The organism is Micromonospora matsumotoense, assembly GCF_050951065.1.
Lineage (GTDB): Bacteria > Actinomycetota > Actinomycetes > Mycobacteriales > Micromonosporaceae > Micromonospora > Micromonospora matsumotoensis.
In genome coordinates this window covers 5,244,432-5,257,044 of the sequence record NZ_CP192025.1, presented here as the reverse complement: position 1 = coordinate 5,257,044, position 12,613 = coordinate 5,244,432, and the positions used below count along the sequence as shown (strand labels likewise).

The window sequence follows — 12,613 nt, the reverse complement described above, 5'->3', positions numbered from 1 at the left end:
GGGGGGCCGGTGCCGAGCCGGTGCCCCGGACCGTCCGGCCCGGTGTGGGGTCAGCGGCGGGCCGGGCGCAGCAGGCGTACCCGACCGGCGAGCTGGAGGGCGACGGCGCCGCCGGCGCGGGCGAACGCCGGCAGCCGGCGGTGGCGTGGCGGCTGTTCTCCGTCGTAGTGGTGGGCGGCCTCCCGGACGACCAGCTCCTCCGCGCCGAGCGGGGGAGCGCCCCCGGTCCCGCAGCTCGCGGGCGAGGTCCCAGCCGTCGCGCAGCGAACCGGCGGTGGGTCGGCCGGCCGCCCAGTCGCGGAAGGTGCCCCACCAGGCGTCGCCGAGGCCGGCGGCGAGCAGCGGCCAGTGCCGGGCGACCTCCCCGGCCCGCTTGCGCAGCAGGGCCGCCCGGGCGGCGTCGACCCGGTCGGTGACGAAGCCGGCCGGCACCGGTGCCCCCGCGACCAGGGTCGCGACCAACGCGGCCTGCCGGGCGGCCAACCCCGTCGGCGGGGTGGGATCGGCCGGCGGGGTGGGCTCGGCGGGACGGGCCGAGGAGGTGGGGTTGGCCGGGTGGGCCGACGGTGCGGGGTCGGTCGGGTGGGGCGTGCTCATGTGACGACCGGGTGACCGGCGGCGGCGGCGAGGGCGTCCAACTCGGCGCGCAGCGCGGCGGCGGGCGGGTAGTGGCCGTCGCGCTCCAGCAGCAGCGCGGGCGGGGGCCGGCGGGCGCAGAGCGCGCCGACCAGCTCCAGCACCTCGGCGGGCACCGGATCGGTGTGCGTGTCGTGGTAGAGCCCGTCGCGCTCGGCCCCGCCGGCCACGTGCACGTAGGAGATCCGCTCCAGCGGCAGCCGGTCGAGCAGGGCGTGCGGGTCGTCACCCCGGTTGCGGGCGTTGGCATAGACGTTGGCCACGTCGAGCAGCAGCCCCGCCCCGGTGGCGTCGAGGATCTCGGTGAGGAAGTCCGCCTCGTCCAATTCGTCGTCGGGCCAGTCGAACAGCGCGGCGATCGGCTCCAACGTGAGCGGCACCGGCAGCTCCGCCTGGGCCCGTCGGACGTTCGCCACCACCGCCGTCACCGCCTCCCGGGTGCGCGGCAGCGGCAGCAGGTGACCGGCCTCCAGGCCGCCGGCCCGGACAAAGGCGACGTGCTCGCTGACCAGCGGCGCGTCGACCAGCTCGGCCACCCGGGCCAGGTGGGCCACCCGGTGCGGGTCGACCGGTTCCGCGCCGCCGAGGGAGAGCCGCACCCCGTGCGGTACGACGGTCACGCCGCGCTCCCGCAGCGCGGTGAGCCCGGCCGGGAGGGGGCCGCCCGCAGCGAGCGACTCCGCCACCACCTCGACGAAGCGCAGCCCGGGCAGCTCGGCGACGAAACCGGCGATTTCCGGCCGCCAGCCGATGCCCACCCCGTGCGGCCAGGTCATCCGCCGCATCCCCCGCCGCCGCCGCAGGAGCTGCCGCCGCCGCCGCAGGAGGAGGACGAACCGCCACTGCACGACGAGCTGCTGCTGCTGCACGAGGTGCCCGAGGAACCCGAGTAGCTGCTGCCGCTGCTGGCGTTCAACGCCTGCCGCTGGATCTCCGCCTGCGCGGCGAAGCCCGGGTCGAGCGCGTAGAGGGAGGCGGTCCCGAACAGCGCCACGCCCATCGCCGCGCCGGCCGGGCCGTAGGTCGAGTAGGCCGGGGCGGAGTCGGGGGCGAGGTGGCGGCTGCTGCCGCGCAGGCGGCGCAGCGCCCCGTTCGCCGTCCTGGTCCGTCGGGGGGTGCGGGCCAGCAGGGCGAGCGCCACGCCGAGCCCGGCCAGGGCCAGCAGCAGCCAGCCGACGGGTCGTCCGTTGATCAGGCCGGCGATCAGTCGCACCACACCCAGGGCCAGGAGCACCAGCAGCAGGTTGCGCCCTCGACGCAGGGCCCGGACCCCGTCGGCGTCGATCAGCAGGCCGCGTTGCTCCAGTCCCTGCCGCAGCTGCTCCAGGGAGCGGGCCACCCCGGAGTCGCGCTGCAGCTTCCGGGCGGCGACCGGCTGGCGGGCGGCGTGCCGGATCGCGTGGTCGAGCGGGGTGACCCCGGCGGGCGTTGGCCCGGTGGCGATCAGCTGGCGATCCGGCCGGACGTCGATCGCGCCGGCCCCGCGCAGGCCACCCAGCGCCGCCCAGATGGCGAGCTGGTCGCCGCCGTTGAGGTAGGCCACCTGCTGTGGCCCGAGCTGGTCGACGCCGACGGAGTCGGGGCCGGCGGTCGTGCGGCGGCGGTGCAGCAGCGTGCCGACCACGGCGACGACGGTCACCAGCAGGTAGAGCTTGAGGAAGAGCGGGCCCGGGATGCCCCAGGTGTCGCCCGATGCGGCGATGGTGTTCATGGGCTGCTCCTGTCGCGCGAGGGGATCGCGGCCTCATTGTGGAGCAGCCCCGCCACGTCGACACGAGGGCGGGGGGCGAGTTACCGAGCCGAGACCCGCCCGGCCACCGTCACGGGCCGGGTCAGCGTCGGCGGACGGCCTCCTCGACCAGGTCGAGCACCGGCCCCAGGTCACCGGCGGGCCGGCCCATCGCCAGGTGCAGCACCAGCCCGTCGTACGCCAGCTCCAGGAACTGGGCCAGCACGTCGATGTCGATGTCCTCGCGGAGCACCCCGGCCTCGCGCTGTCGGACGAGCCGGTCCCGGGTCGCCTCGGCGATGGCGGCGGACCGTTCCGCCCACCGGCGGGCGAAGGCCGGGTCGGTACGCAGCCGGCGGGACACCTCCAGCTGGCTGCCCAGCCAGCCGGTGGTGTCCGGGGAGACCGCCCGGGCCAGCAGGTCCCGCATCACCTGGACCAGCCCGTTGCGGGCCACCGTGGAGACCATGACGGCGGCGTCGTCCTCGGCGACGGCGAGGAAGAGCGAGTCCTTGTCGCGGAAGTGATGGAAGATCGCGCCCCGGGACAAACCGGTCGCCTCCTCCAGCCGGCGGACGGTGGCGCCCTCGTAGCCGTGCCGGGCGAAACAGGCCCGGGCCGCGCCGAGGATCTCCTGGCGGCGCGCGTCGAGCTGGTCCTGACTTACTCTGGGCACGGGTTGATCGTCGCAGGTGACCCTGCGCAAGGCAAACCGTACGTACGGCTTGCTATTGGGTCGTCGCCTCGGCCTGCCGAACGCCCGTCCGGTTAGGATCGGCCGGTGCCGACAGCCCCGGTCACCTCCCGCTATCCGCCCCCCGCCCCCGCCCCCCGTCGGCAGCCCGACGGCCGTCGGCGGGCGGTTCGACCCTGTCGGCGGCGGTCCTCTCTCCCGTAAGGTGCCTCAGTGCCGTTGCTCCTGCTCGACCTGGACAACACCCTGCTCGATCGGGCCGGGCCGTTCCGCGCCTGGGCCGAGGGTTTCCTGGCCGAGATCGGCGCGCCGGCGACCGACATCGACTGGCTGCTGTCCATCGACGCCGACGGGCTGACCGACCGGTGGGACATCGCCGACGCCATCCGGGACCGGTACGCGCTGCGCATCCCCTCCATCGACCTGGTCGAGGAGCTGCACGACGGGGTGGTCGGGTACACCCGGCTCGACCCGTTGGTGGCCTGCGCGCTGCGGATCGCCGATGACGCCGGGTGGCTGCCGGTGGTGGTCACCAACGGCTCGGTCCGGCTGGAGGACACCAAGATCAGACAGACCGGCCTGGACCGTTACATCGCCGACTGGGTGATCTCCGAGGAGGCCGGGGTCAGCAAACCCAACCCCCGGATCTTCGCGCTGGCCGCCCAGCGGGCCCGGTTGCCGCTGCGCGGCGCGTGGGTGGTGGGGGACAGCCCGGAGGCGGACATCGGCGGGGCCGCCGCGGTCGGCCTGCCCAGCGTCTGGCTGCACCGGGGCCGCAGCTGGACCGACGGCCGGTTCGCGCCCACCCGTACCGTCGACTCGTTGATCGCGGCGGTCTCGGTGGTGCTCGCCGGCGGGTAAATCGGTTGTGCCCCGGTCGGGGCGTCGGCCAGCATGGGCCGCGCAGGAATGCGCAGCCGGGCGGGGCCCGGTCGAGGAGAGGAGGTCGGTCATGGCCGTCTTTGCAGGGTCGTACCACCTGACCTCACCAGCCTCGACCAAGGGATCACCAGCACCGTGCGCGATCACGACCTCCCGGCGCCGCAGCGCCGTGGCCGCGGCAAGAGCCGCTTCGACGACGACGAGACACCCTTCCTGACCTACGGGCGGCAGCCGGCCCGTACCGCACCCGACGACGAACCCGAGCCCGGGCCCGAGGACCACTGGTCCTCCTGGGACGAGGCCGTGCACGGGCCCGAACCGCACCCGCCGTGGCTGGTCACCGAACTGGCCGCCCGGGACACCGAACTCGGTGTGCTCAAGACCGGCAAGGAGGCGGACGTCCACCTCGTCCGCCGGGCGGTGCCCGACACCGACCGGTCCTGCCTGTTGGCCGTCAAACGGTACCGGGACGCCCAGCACCGGCTCTTCCACCGCGACGCCGGCTACCTGGAGGGACGCCGGGTGCGCCGGTCCCGGGAGAACCGGGCGATGGCCGGCCGGACGGCGTTCGGCCGGCAGATGATCGCCGGTCAGTGGGCGGCGGCCGAATTCGCCGCGCTGTCCCGGCTCTGGGAGATCGGTGCCGACTCCGGGCGGATCGCCGTGCCGTACCCGGTCCAGTTGCGGGGCACCGAGCTGATGCTGGAGTTCGTCGGCGACCCCGACGAGGGGACCGCCGCGCCCCGGCTGGCCCAGGTACGCCCCGACCCGGCCCCGCTGCGCTCACTCTGGGAGCAGTTGGTGGACGCCCTGGTGGTGCTGGCCCGGGCCGGCTACGCCCACGGCGACCTGTCGCCGTACAACCTGCTGGTGCACGCCGGGCGGCTCGTCATGATCGACCTTCCGCAGGTGGTCGACGTGGTGGCCAACCCGCAGGGGCCGGAGTTCCTGGCCCGCGACGTGCGGGTGGTGGCCGCCTGGTTCACCGCCCGGGGGCTGCCCACCGCCGACACCGACCCGGCCGCCCTCACCGCGATGCTGCTGCGCGAGGCGGGGGTGCGCTGAGCCGGTGACGTCCCGGACGGCCGACGGCCGTCCGGGACCTCGGGGCGTCACTGGAGGTAGCGCTCGACCTCCGACACCGGTCGGGCACCCTGTGCCTCCGGGTCGCCGTGGGCCTCCCGGGCCGCCCGACGGCGACGCAGCAGGTCCCAGCACTGGTCCAGGGACTCCTCCAACGCGCGCAGTTGTTCCTTGGCCTCGTCGTCGGTGCCGGATTCGTGGGCCTGGGCCGTCGACCGGAGCCGGTGCTCCTCGTCGACCAGTTCCGTGATCCGGTGCAGGATGGTCTTGTCGTCCATGCCCCTGAGCCTGGCACAGGAGGATCGCCCGCGCCCGCGTTCGGACCGGCCGGCCCGGCGTCGGCCGGCCGCGACCCGCACCGGGTGGGTGTCGCGGCTGCCGCGCCGGCACCATCCATGGTGGTCACAATCGCCCCCGGACCTGCGGCACCGGTCCCGCCTCCATGATCAGCATGGCTTGAGCGATGGTGCTGCCGACTGCTAGCGTGCGCCGGGTTCAGGTGTGCCGTGACGCGTCGGGCGTCCGGTGGCCACGGTCCGGCCCGGGGGCGGTGTGATGGGTTCCGGCAGTACGCGTCTGCGTACCAAAATCATCGCCCTGCTCACCTCCCTCGTCGCGCTCTGGTCCTTCGCCGCCTGGGTGACCGTCCGTGACGGCTTCAACCTGCTCTGGGTACAGACCCTCAACAGCCGGGTGGCCGACCCGGGGGAGTCGCTGCTCACCGCCCTCCAGGAGGAGCGCCGGCTCGCCAACGCCTACCTGGGCGAGCGGGGCCAGCGGCAACTCGACGCGTTGACCACCCAGTGGCAGCGCACCGACCAGGTGGCGGACGAATTCGGCACGTCGGTGGGTAGTTGGCAGGCCGAACTGGCCACCGGCGAGGACACCCGGCGTCGGGTGGACGAGGTGCTGGCCGGCCTGAGTGGTCTGACCGGCATCCGGGAGTCGGTGCGGGACGCCGGGCTGAACCGGGCCGAGGCGTCCACCACCTACGCCGCGATCCTCGCCTCGGTGCTGCGGATGTACGGCTCGCTCGGCCAGCTCGACGACACCCAGATCGCCGCGGCGGGTGAAACCCTGGTCGACCTCTACCAGGTGCGGGAGCTGATCTCCCAACAGGACGCCCTGATCACCGGCGTGCTCGCGGCGGGCCGGATGACCGGCGACGAGTACGCCCGGTTCACCCAACTGGTCGGCGCCCAGCGCTACCAGACGGCGGAGGCGGTCGCCGAGCTGTCACCGGCCGACCGGATCCGGTACGACCAGCTCGCCGGCTCGGATGCGGTGGCCCGGTTCCGGGTGCTGGAGGACCGGGTGATCCAGCAGTCCCGGTCGGCGACCACCCTGCCGTTGACCGCCGAGGAGTGGCAGTCGACCATCGGCCCGGCGATGCAGGCGCAGGTGGACTTCGGGGTGAGCGTCGGCGACGCGCTCATCGACCGGGCCACCCCGGTCGCGGTGGGCGTCATCGTCCGGCTGGTGCTCGCCGCCGGTCTCGGCCTGATCGCCGTGATCGCCTCGATCGTGGTGTCGATCAGCACCGCCCGGCACCTGGTCCACCAGTTGGCCCGGTTGCGGGACGCCGCACTGCGGTTGGCCCACGAACGGCTGCCCGGCGTGGTGGACCGGCTCGGCCACGGCGAGGACGTCGACGTGGCCCGGGAGGCCCCACCGCTGGACTTCGGCGATGACGAGATCGGCCAGCTGGGACGGGCCTTCAACGCCGTCCAGGAGACCGCCGTACGCACGGCGGTGGAGCAGGCCGAGCTGCGCCGTAACGTCCGGGGGGTGTTCCTCAGCCTGGCCCGGCGGACCCAGGCGCTGGTGCACCGTCAGCTCACCCTGCTCGACGCGATGGAGCGGCGGGAACACGACGCCGAGGAGTTGGAGGACCTGTTCCGGGTCGACCACCTGGCCACCCGGATGCGTCGCAACGCGGAGAACCTGATCGTGCTCTCCGGGGCAACCCCGGGCCGGGCCTGGCGGCGCAACGTGCCGATGGTGGACGTGGTGCGCGGCGCGGTCGCCGAGGTCGAGGACTACACCCGGGTGGACGTGCTGCCGCTCGGCCCGGTCGCGCTCGCCGGCCGGGCGGTCGGCGACGTGATCCACCTGCTCGCCGAACTGATCGAGAACGGACTGTCCTTCTCACCGCCGCACACCACCGTCGAGGTGCGGGGCCACCTGGTGACCGCCGGGTTCGCCATCGAGATCGAGGACCGTGGCCTGGGCTTGACCGGGGAGGAACTGGTCGCCGCCAACCGCCGCATCGTGGACCGGTCCGAGCTGAACCTGGCCGACGCCGCCCGGCTCGGGTTGTACGTGGTGAGCCGGCTGACCGAGCGGCACGGGGTGAAGGTGCAGCTCAAGGAGTCCGCCTACGGTGGGACGACCGCCGTGGTGCTGATCCCGTCGGAGCTGGTCGTGCCAGGCGACCCGAGTTCGTCCGGCGCGCTGCCGGTCGTCGCGGACAGCCGGGCCGCCGCCGCGGCGCCACCGGCGACCGACGCCGCGCCGCCCCCGGCCCCGAGGGCCGTACCGCCGTCGGACACGGTGACCCCGGCCGGCCTGCCGGCCCGGTCCCGCCGGCGTCCCCCGGCGCAGGAGGCGCAGGACGCGCTGCACGCGCCGACCGTACCGACCGGCCTGCCGGTGACCGTCGCCCGACCCTCCACGCCGGCCGTTGCGGTGACCCGGGAGGGGCGGACGGTGGACGGCGACGCCGGCCCGCCGTCGCCTACTGTGGAAGGGCCGGTGACCGACGCGGGCCTGCCGGTGCGGGTGCGACAGGCGAATCTGGCACCCGAGCTGCGGGCCTCCCCGACCGGTGGGGAGACCGGGGTCGGTGTTCCGGTGCGGCGCGCGCCCGAGCAGGTGCGCCAGATGATGAGCGCCTACCAGTCGGGCACCCGACGCGGCCGGACCGACGCGGCCCGACTGCAGGAGGGGACCCGCACCGGTGACGGGTCGGACGACGCAGACAGCCCGGCCACCTGACGGCGTCGCGACGGATGCGACGCCGACCAGTGTCACGGCAACCGAACACGGCGGAACCGCCGGGGAAGAGGACGACGAGTGGGGCAGACGACGGCATCCGGTGCCGACCTGACGTGGTTGTTGGACGATCTGGTCGGCCGGGTGAAGCAGGCCGAGCACGCCGTCGCGCTCTCCACGGACGGCCTGCTGATGGCCGCGTCCGACGGGATGGGCCGCGACGACGGGGAACACCTCGCCGCGATGGCCGCCGGCATCCAGAGCCTGGCCCGGGGTGCCGGCAAACGGTTCGGCGGCGGGCAGGTCCAGCAGACCATCATCGAGATGGAGTCCTCGTTCCTGTTCGTCACCGCGGCCGGGCCGAACGCGTGCCTGGCGGTGCTGGCCGGCACCGACGCCGACGTCGGCCTGATCGCGTACGAGATGGCGATGCTGGTCGCCCGGGTGGGCAAGTACGTGGCGTCCCCGGCCCGGGGTGTCGACCAGCCGTCCGGTGGGAGCTGACCGCGATGGCCGGTGAGGACGACCCCGCCGACGAACAGTGGGTCGACGACCACGCGGGCCCGGTGGTCCGCCCCTACGCGGTCACCCGGGGCAGGGCCCGCCCGGTGACCGGCTCGTTCGACCTGATCTCGCTGGTCACGGCGACCCGGACGAACGCGGTCGAGGAAGCCGGGCTGGGGCCCGAGCACGTGGCGATAGTGGCGCTGACCCAGCGCATCCAGTCGGTGGCCGAGGTCGCCGCCCGACTGGATCTGCCGGTGGGCACCGTACGGGTGCTCCTCGGTGACCTGGTGGCGCGGGACCTGGTCCGGGTACAGGAACCCCGGGAGCCGGCCGGCGCCAACGACGAGAGCATCTACGAGGCGGTGATCAATGGACTACGGGCACTCTGAACGTCCGGCGGGGGCGCGGGTGCTCCCCACCGCGCTCAAGGTTCTGGTGGCGGGCGGTTTCGGGGCCGGCAAGACGACCCTGGTCGGTGCGGTGAGCGAGAGCCGTCCGCTGCGCACCGAGGAGGTGCTGACCGAGACCGGCATCGGGGTCGACGACCTGTCCGGGGTGGAGCGCAAGAACACCACCACGGTGGCGATGGACTTCGGCCGGATCACCATCAGCAACGACCTGGTGCTCTATGTCTTCGGCACCCCCGGCCAGGACCGCTTCTGGTTCCTGTGGGACGAGTTGGCGGTCGGGGCGCTCGGCGCGGTGGTGCTGGCGGACACCCGGCGGCTGGCCGACTGTTTCCCCTCCATCGACTACTTCGAGGGGCGGGGCACACCGTTCGTGGTGGCGGTGAACTGTTTCGAGGGTGCCCGGCGCTTCGGCCTCGACGAGGTGCGTACCGCGTTGGACCTGGACCCGGACGTGCCGCTGCTGCTCTGCGACGCCCGGCAGCGGGAGTCCGGCCGGAGCGTGCTGATCACCCTGCTGGAGCACGCCATGAAGACCCGGGACTCCCGGCGACGCGCGGCCGGCGGCCGCTGACCACGGTCGCGACCCGACCCGACCCGACCCGACGTCCCGTCGACGGGAACGGGCCCCCTCCGACCGGAGGGGGCCCGTTTCGTACGCGGGTGCGTCAGTTGGCGATCATGCGGCGCAGCACGTACTGGAGGATGCCGCCGTGCCGGTAGTAGTCCGCCTCGCCGGGGGTGTCGATCCGGACCACCGCGTCGAACTCCACCCCGGTGTCGGTGCTGACCCGCACCGTACGCGGGGTGTCGCCGTCGTTGAGCGCGGTCACGCCGGTGATGGAGAAGGTCTCCGTGCCGGTGAGGCCGAGCGACTCGGCGGTGGTGTCCACCGGGAACTGCAACGGCAGCACGCCCATGCCGATCAGGTTGGACCGGTGGATCCGCTCGTACGACTCGGCGATGACCGCCCGGACGCCGAGCAGCATGGTGCCCTTGGCGGCCCAGTCGCGCGACGAACCGGAGCCGTACTCCTTGCCGGCTAGGATGACCAGCGGGACGCCGGCGGCCTGGTAGGCGGTGGAGGCGTCGTAGATGGAGGTCTGCTCACCGGTGAGGTGGTTGACCGTGAAGCCGCCTTCAGGGAGCGCAGCTCCCGCATCGGAACCGGTGCCGGGGAGCCGCAACTGGTTACGCAGCCGGATGTTGGCGAAGGTGCCCCGGATCATCACCTCGTGGTTGCCTCGACGGGAGCCGTACGAGTTGAACTCGTGGCGCGGCACGCCGTGCTCGGCGAGGTAGCTGCCGGCGGGGGAGTCGGCCTTGATCGCGCCGGCCGGGGAGATGTGGTCGGTGGTGACCGAGTCTCCCAGCTTGGCCAGCACCCGGGCGTCGGCGATGTCGACGACCGGGCTCGGCTCCTGCTGCATGCCCTCGAAGTACGGGGGCTTGCGCACGTAGGTGGAGTCGTCGGCCCAGGCGAAGGTGTCGCCGGTCGGGGTGGGCAGCGACTGCCACCGCTCGTCACCGGCGAACACGTCGGCGTAGGCGGCGCTGAAGCCGGTCGCGCCGATCGACTTGGCGATGACGTCCTGGATCTCGGCACTGTTGGGCCAGATGTCACGCAGGTAGACCGGGTTGCCCTCGGTGTCCTCGCCGAGCGGCTCGTTGGCCAGGTCGATGTCCATCGTGCCGGCCAGCGCGTACGCCACCACCAGCGGCGGGGACGCCAGGTAGTTCATCTTGACGTCCGGGTTGATCCGGCCCTCGAAGTTCCGGTTGCCGGACAGCACCGACACGACGGCCAGGTCGCCGGAGTTGACCGCGGCGGAGACCTCCTCCGGCAGCGGGCCGGAGTTGCCGATGCAGGTGGTGCAGCCGTAGCCGACCAGGTTGAAGCCGAGCTTGTCCAGGTAGGGCGTGAGGCCGGCGCGCTCGTAGTAGTCCATGACGACCTTGGAGCCGGGCGCCAGCGTGGTCTTGACCCACGGCTTGCGGCTCAGGCCCTTGTCGACGGCGTTGCGGGCCAGCAGCGCGGCACCGATCATCACCTGCGGGTTGGAGGTGTTGGTGCAGGAGGTGATGGCGGCGATCACCACCGCGCCGTGGTCCAGCTCGTACTCCACCCCGTCGCTGCCGGTGACCCGGACCGGGTTGCTGGCGCGGCCACCGGCACCCACGGCGGCGGTCTCCAGGTCGCGCGGCTCGTCGGCCGGGTCGCTGAAGTCGTTGGCGGGCGGGTCGCTGGCCGGGAACGACTCGGCGCTGGCCTCGTCGGCCGGGCCGTTCGCGCCCCGGGGCAGCTGCTCGCGGGCCACGCCGGGCTTGAGGTCGCGCTCACCGGCGGAGTCGTCGGCGACGTAGTTGGTCAGCGCCGAGCGGAACAGCGTCTTGGCGACCCCGAGCGGCACCCGGTCCTGCGGGCGCTTCGGCCCGGCCAGGGACGGCTCGATGGTGCCCAGGTCCAGCTCCAGGCGCTCGGAGTACTCCGGCTCGTGGTCCGGGTCGTGCCAGAGTCCCTGCTCCTTGGCGTACGCCTCGACGAGCGCGACCTGAGCCGCGTCGCGGCCGGTCAGCTCCAGGTAGCGGACGGTCTCGGCGTCGATCGGGAAGATCGCGACGGTGGAGCCGTACTCGGGGGACATGTTGCCGATGGTGGCCCGGTTGGCCAGCGGCACGGCGCTGACGCCGGGGCCGTAGAACTCGACGAACTTGCCGACCACGCCGTGCTTGCGCAGCATCTCGGTGATGGTGAGCACCAGGTCGGTGGCGGTGGTGCCGGCGGGCATCTCGCCGTGCAGCTTGAAGCCCACGACCCGGGGGATCAGCATGCTGACCGGCTGGCCGAGCATCGCGGCCTCGGCCTCGATGCCGCCGACGCCCCAGCCCAGCACGCCCAGGCCGTTGACCATGGTGGTGTGCGAGTCGGTGCCGACCACGGTGTCCGGGTACGCCTGCCCGTTGCGCTCCATGATCGTCCGGGCCAGGTACTCGATGTTGACCTGGTGCACGATGCCGGTGCCCGGCGGGACGACCTTGAACTCGTTGAACGCGCTCTGGCCCCAGCGCAGGAACTGGTAACGCTCCCGGTTGCGCTCGTACTCCAGCTCGACGTTGCGGGCGAAGGCGTCCTCGCGGCCGAACAGGTCGGCGATCACGGAGTGGTCGATGACCAGCTCGGCGGGGGCCAGCGGGTTGACCTTGGTGGCGTCCCCGCCCAGCTCGCGGACCGCCTCACGCATGGTGGCCAGGTCGACCACGCAGGGCACACCGGTGAAGTCCTGCATCAGCACCCGCGCCGGGGTGAACTGGATCTCCACGCTCGGGTCGGCGGTGGGGTCCCACGCGCCGAGCTGGGAGATGTGGTCGGCGGTGATGTTCGCGCCGTCCTCGGTCCGCAGCAGGTTCTCCAGCAGGATCTTCAAGCTGTAGGGCAGTCTGTCGTGCCCCGGCACCTGATCGATCCGGAAAATGTCGTAGCTCGCGTCTCCGACGCGTAGCTGGGTCTTCGCACCGAAGGTGTCGAGGCTCGCCACGTCGTACTCCTTCACACCAGCGACCGTGAGTAGTCCTGAGCAGTCTGTCGCACCGGGCGGAAGGCCGCCCAGGTTAGGTAACACTTACTGCCGATTCGTCGGCTTCAACAAAACCGTACGTCCGTCTTGCTATTGGCGCAACCTC

General features: G+C 73.1%; 11 protein-coding genes and 1 pseudogene. 6 read left to right on the top strand and 6 right to left on the bottom strand.

Annotated elements, in window-relative coordinates:
• Positions 1-50 precede the first annotated feature (50 nt).
• From ACQP1S_RS22130 to ACQP1S_RS22115, 4 genes and pseudogenes are all read right to left on the bottom strand, one after another.
• Positions 51-597 (bottom strand): annotated as a pseudogene (locus ACQP1S_RS22130) (hypothetical protein).
• A complete protein-coding gene (locus ACQP1S_RS22125; RefSeq protein ID WP_432898688.1) occupies positions 594-1,412 on the bottom strand; it encodes a DUF692 domain-containing protein in 819 nt (272 codons plus the stop codon). Before ACQP1S_RS22125 ends, ACQP1S_RS22130 begins: the two are co-directional and overlap by 4 nt.
• The gene (locus ACQP1S_RS22120) at positions 1,409-2,347 is read right to left on the bottom strand and encodes a TIGR04222 domain-containing membrane protein (RefSeq protein ID WP_432898686.1); all 939 of its coding nucleotides are present in this window, start codon (positions 2,345-2,347) and stop codon (positions 1,409-1,411) included. Before ACQP1S_RS22120 ends, ACQP1S_RS22125 begins: the two co-directional genes overlap by 4 nt.
• Before the next feature lie 121 nt (positions 2,348-2,468).
• Positions 2,469-3,041 (bottom strand): TetR/AcrR family transcriptional regulator, encoded by a 573-nt coding sequence (locus ACQP1S_RS22115; protein WP_091237307.1) that lies wholly within the window; start codon positions 3,039-3,041, stop codon positions 2,469-2,471.
• A 231-nt stretch (positions 3,042-3,272) separates the two neighbouring features.
• Here ACQP1S_RS22115 and ACQP1S_RS22110 point away from each other — a divergent pair, with 231 nt between their 5' ends.
• Both ACQP1S_RS22110 and ACQP1S_RS22105 read left to right on the top strand, forming a co-directional pair.
• Positions 3,273-3,920: an HAD family hydrolase gene (locus ACQP1S_RS22110; RefSeq protein ID WP_091237306.1), complete on the top strand. Its 648-nt coding sequence runs from the start codon at positions 3,273-3,275 to the stop codon at positions 3,918-3,920.
• Between the two features lie 156 nt (positions 3,921-4,076).
• Complete coding sequence (locus tag ACQP1S_RS22105) at positions 4,077-5,006, top strand: serine protein kinase RIO (RefSeq protein ID WP_432898681.1); 930 nt, start codon at positions 4,077-4,079, stop codon at positions 5,004-5,006.
• A gap of 47 nt (positions 5,007-5,053) precedes the next feature.
• Here ACQP1S_RS22105 and ACQP1S_RS22100 read toward each other — a convergent pair whose 3' ends face one another.
• A complete protein-coding gene (locus ACQP1S_RS22100) occupies positions 5,054-5,302 on the bottom strand; it encodes a DUF2630 family protein (RefSeq protein ID WP_091237304.1) in 249 nt (82 codons plus the stop codon).
• 277 nt (positions 5,303-5,579) lie between these two features.
• Between ACQP1S_RS22100 and ACQP1S_RS22095 the strand changes: the two genes are divergently transcribed.
• The 4 genes from ACQP1S_RS22095 to ACQP1S_RS22080 all read left to right on the top strand — a co-directional run bounded on the left by ACQP1S_RS22095 (position 5,580) and on the right by ACQP1S_RS22080 (position 9,506).
• Positions 5,580-8,021 (top strand): nitrate- and nitrite sensing domain-containing protein, encoded by a 2,442-nt coding sequence (locus ACQP1S_RS22095; RefSeq protein WP_432898678.1) that lies wholly within the window; start codon positions 5,580-5,582, stop codon positions 8,019-8,021.
• A gap of 78 nt (positions 8,022-8,099) precedes the next feature.
• A complete protein-coding gene (locus ACQP1S_RS22090; protein WP_091237303.1) occupies positions 8,100-8,522 on the top strand; it encodes a roadblock/LC7 domain-containing protein in 423 nt (140 codons plus the stop codon).
• Between the two features lie 5 nt (positions 8,523-8,527).
• Positions 8,528-8,914: a DUF742 domain-containing protein gene (locus ACQP1S_RS22085; RefSeq protein WP_432898675.1), complete on the top strand. Its 387-nt coding sequence runs from the start codon at positions 8,528-8,530 to the stop codon at positions 8,912-8,914.
• A complete protein-coding gene (locus ACQP1S_RS22080) occupies positions 8,895-9,506 on the top strand; it encodes a GTP-binding protein (protein WP_432898672.1) in 612 nt (203 codons plus the stop codon). The genes ACQP1S_RS22085 and ACQP1S_RS22080 overlap by 20 nt, the downstream gene beginning before the upstream one ends.
• A 94-nt stretch (positions 9,507-9,600) precedes the next feature.
• On the opposite strand, the gene ACQP1S_RS22075 is transcribed toward ACQP1S_RS22080, so the two are convergent.
• Positions 9,601-12,483: an aconitate hydratase gene (locus ACQP1S_RS22075; protein ID WP_432898669.1), complete on the bottom strand. Its 2,883-nt coding sequence runs from the start codon at positions 12,481-12,483 to the stop codon at positions 9,601-9,603.
• Between the last annotated feature and the right edge of the window lie 130 nt (positions 12,484-12,613).

Excerpts from the sequence above, each read along its gene's own strand:
- ACQP1S_RS22080 (WP_432898672.1), top strand. The coding sequence starts at position 8,895 with ATGGACTACGGGCACTCTGAACGTCCGGCGGGGGCGCGGGTGCTCCCC.
- ACQP1S_RS22085 (WP_432898675.1), top strand. The coding sequence starts at position 8,528 with ATGGCCGGTGAGGACGACCCCGCCGACGAACAGTGGGTCGACGACCAC.
- ACQP1S_RS22100 (WP_091237304.1), bottom strand. The coding sequence starts at position 5,302 with ATGGACGACAAGACCATCCTGCACCGGATCACGGAACTGGTCGACGAG.
- ACQP1S_RS22095 (WP_432898678.1), top strand. The coding sequence starts at position 5,580 with ATGGGTTCCGGCAGTACGCGTCTGCGTACCAAAATCATCGCCCTGCTC.
- ACQP1S_RS22120 (WP_432898686.1), bottom strand. The coding sequence starts at position 2,347 with ATGAACACCATCGCCGCATCGGGCGACACCTGGGGCATCCCGGGCCCG.
- ACQP1S_RS22125 (WP_432898688.1), bottom strand. The coding sequence starts at position 1,412 with ATGACCTGGCCGCACGGGGTGGGCATCGGCTGGCGGCCGGAAATCGCC.